We start from the raw sequence: 3,843 nt of genomic DNA on the forward strand, positions 1-3,843 counted from the left end.
GCGGGGGGAGACCGCCGCGAGCACCTCGGCCAGTTCGGTCTCGATGGCTTCGACGTGCCTCGTGTGGGAGGCGTAGTCCACCGGGATACGACGCGCCCGTACGTCGTGGCCCTCGCAGTGGGCCATCAGCTCATCCAGCGCGTCCGCATCCCCGGCCACCACCACCGAACCCGGACCGTTCACCGCCGCGATATCGATCCGGCCCGCCCAACCGGTCAGCAACTCCTCAACATCCGCGAGCGGCAGCGGGACGGACACCATGCCACCCCGCCCGGCAATGGCCCGGATCGCCTTGGACCGCAGCGCCACCACCCGCGCCCCGTCCTCCAACGACAACCCACCCGCCACCACCGCCGCAGCAATCTCCCCCACCGGCTGCACCACATCCACCTCAGGCAGCTCACCCCCGCCACGCACCACATCACTCAACGACCACTCCACATGAGGAGCGAGAGCGGCCTCACACGCCTCCATCGACGCCGCGAACACCGGCGACGCATCCCACAACTGGCGTCCCATACCGGCCCACTGCGCCCCCTGACCCGGAAACACAAACGCCACCCGGTTAGCACCACCAGCAACCGCACCACGCACCACACCCGCGCCGCTCACCTCACCAGAGGCCAACACCCCCAGCCCCACGGCAAGTTCAGCCGACTCGGCACCCGAACGAGGACACCCCGGCCCGGCGCGGACGCCCCTCGACCTCCGGCCACTCCACAGCCTCCGTCAGCAGCGACACCGCCCCCGCCGACCAGTCGACATGCGACGACGGTGCGTCCACATGCAGCGTGCCGGGCACGAGGCCGTGCCGCATCGCGAACACCATCTTCATCACGCCGGCCATACCGGACGCGGTCTGCGTGTGCCCGATGTTCGACTTGACCGAGCCGATGAGCAGCGGCTGTTCATCCGGCCGGTCCTGCCCGTAGGTCGCCAGCAGGGCCTGCGCCTCGATCGGGTCGCCCAGCCGCGTACCCGTGCCGTGCGCCTCGACGACATCGACGTCACCGCCGGTGAGGCGGGCGTCGGCGAGGGCGGCGCGGATCACACGTTGCTGCGAGGGACCGTTGGGCGCGGTGAGGCCGTTGCTCGCACCGTCCTGGTTGATCGCCGTTCCACGGACCACCGCCAGCACGGGGTGACCGTTGCGCCGGGCGTCCGACAGCCGCTCCAGCAGCAGCACACCCACACCCTCTGCGAGGGAGAACCCGTCGGCGGCTTCGGCGAAGGGCTTGCAGCGGCCGTCGGGGGCGAGGCCCCGCTGACGGCTGAAGCCCACGAACGGGGCAGGGTCAGCCATGACCATCGCGGCCCCCGACAACGCCATCGAGCACTCGCCGGAACGCAGGGACTGTACCGCCAGATGCAGCGCGACCAGCGACGACGAGCACGCCGTGTCGACGGTCACCGCCGGCCCCTCCAGGCCGAGGACGTAGGAGACGCGGCCCGATGCGACGGCGGTCGAGGCGCCGGTGACGAGATAGCCCTCGGTGCCGTCGGTGCCGCGGCTGAGCAGGGTTCCGTAGTTCTGGTCGGTGAGGCCCGTGAAGACACCGGTGCTGCTGCCGCGCAGAGTCTTCGGGTCGATGCCGGCCCGCTCCAACGCCTCCCACGACGTCTCCAGGAGCAGCCGCTGCTGCGGATCCATGGCCGCCGCCTCGCGCGGGGAGATCCCGAAGAAGGCGGCGTCGAACTCCCCGGCGTCGTGCAGGAAGCCACCGTGCCGGACGTAGCTGGTGCCGTGCCGGTCGGGGTCGGGGTCGTAGAGCCGACTCGTGTCCCAGCCTCGGTCGGCGGGGAAGCCGGTGATGACGTCCTCGCCGTCGCTGACGATGCGCCACAGGTCGTCGGGGGACGCGATGCCGCCCGGATAGCGGCACCCCATGCCGACGATGGCGATGGGTTCGTCGCCCGTGGAGTGACGGCGCGAACCGGCGGTGGCAACAAGCGAGTTCGTGTCCTGCTGGCGTGGTGCCGAACCGTCACCGAGAGCCAGTTGGCGGAGGTGGGCGGCGAGGGCGAGCGGAGTGGGGTGGTCGAAGACCACGGTTGTCGGGATCTTCAGCCCCGTACGGAAGGTGAGACGGTTGCGCAGCTCGACGGCGCTGACCGAGTCGAAGCCCAGCTCCTTGAATGCGTACGCGGCGTCGACAGCGTCCGCCGACTCATGGCCGAGCACGGCGGCCGCCTCGGCCCGTACGAGATCCTGTACGAACCGGTCGTGTTCGGTGGCGGGCAGGGCGCTGAGCCGCTGGGCGAGCGTCGACACCGAGGTGTCCGTGTCCGTGTCCTGTCCGTCCCGTGCCCCGGCGCCGCTCGTCCCGGCGGCTGCGGGCTGATTGTCCGGTTCCAGCGGGGCTATGAGCGGTGCGGGCCGGGCGGCACTGAAGACGGGCACGAAGCGGGACCAGTCGACGTCCGCGACGGCCACGACGGTGTCGTCGTGGTCCAGCGCCTCCTGCAGCGCCACCATCGCCGGTTCCGGGGCGATGACGGGGATGCCGCGGCGGCGCAGCGGATCGCGCATTTCCTCGGCGATCATGCCGCCACCGTCCCAGGGACCCCAGGCCACCGAGAGGACCGGCAACCCGCGTGCCCGGCGCATGTGCTCGGCGAGGGCGTCCAGGGTGGCGTTGGCGGCGGCGTACGCGGCGTGATCGGCGACGCCCCAGACGCCGGAGATGGAGGAGAAGAGGATCAGCGCATCGGTTTCGGCCGGGTCGAGGACCTCGGCGAGGTGCTGTGCCCCGGCGACCTTGCCCGCGGCTACCTCGGCGAACTCCGCCATGCTGAGATCGGTGAGCGTCCCGAGGGTACCGACACCGGCGGCGTGCACCACCGTGTGTACGGTACGGCCCTCCTCGCGCAGGGAGTTCAGCAGATCCACCAGGGCCGCACGGTCAGCGATGTCGCAGGCGGCGACGGTCAACCGGGCGCCCAGCGCGGCGACTTCGGACTCCAGTGCCGCGAAGCCCGCATCGTCGGTGGTACCGCGCCGGCTGACCAGGACCACGTCCTCGGCGCCGCCCCGCGCCAGCCAACGGGCGACGTGCGCGCCGAGCGCACCGGTTCCACCGGTCACGAGCGCGGTACCGCGGGGCCTCCAGGTCCGCCCGGCGGCCGGGTTCGTCCGCGGCGTCAGGGGGGCCGGCACGAGACGCCGTACGAAGGTGCTGTTGCCACGCAGGGCGACCTGGTCCTCGGCAGTGTCGCCGTACGACGCCAATACGGCGCAGAGAGCATCGGTGTCCCGTCCCTCAAGTCGCTCGGGAAGGTCGACCAGCCCGCCCCAGCGCTCCGGGAACTCCAGGGCCGCGACCCTGCCCAGCCCCCAGACGGCGGCCTGCGCCGGCCGGGAGACCGGCTCCTGGTCCCCGACGGCCACGGCACCCTGGGTGGCACACCACAGCGGCGCGCTCACCCCGGCCCGTCCCAGAGCCTGGAGGAGGGAGACGGTGAACGCGGCCCCGGTGGGCAGCACGGGATGGTCGGGCAACGGAGCCTCGTCCAATCCGAGCAGCGACAGTACGCCGCTGAGGGGAGCCCCCGGGTCGGCCAACGCCTCGTCGATCGCGGAGTCCAGAAGGTCGGCCTGGGCGTGGCGCGACGTGAGTTCGAGGACGCGTACGTCGGCGCCGTGGCGAGTCAATGCAACGGTGACGGTGGTGGTGAGGTCGGTGTCGGGGTGTCCCTGCGGGACGACGAGCAGCCAGCGGCCGGTCAGCGCCCCGGCGGCACGGGTGTCCCGGCCCACGGGCTTCCAGACCACCTTGTACCGCCAGCCGTCCACCACCGACCGCGCCGCCCGACCCTTGTGCCAACTCGACAGCGCGGGAAGCA

General features: G+C 71.8%; 1 pseudogene. It reads right to left on the minus strand.

Features of this window, described 5'->3' with window-relative positions:
* Positions 1-3,843 (minus strand): annotated as a pseudogene (locus tag IH68_RS58970) (type I polyketide synthase); the annotation flags it as partial.

Source organism: Streptomyces sp. NRRL S-646 (genome assembly GCF_000720765.1).
Lineage (GTDB): Bacteria > Actinomycetota > Actinomycetes > Streptomycetales > Streptomycetaceae > Streptomyces.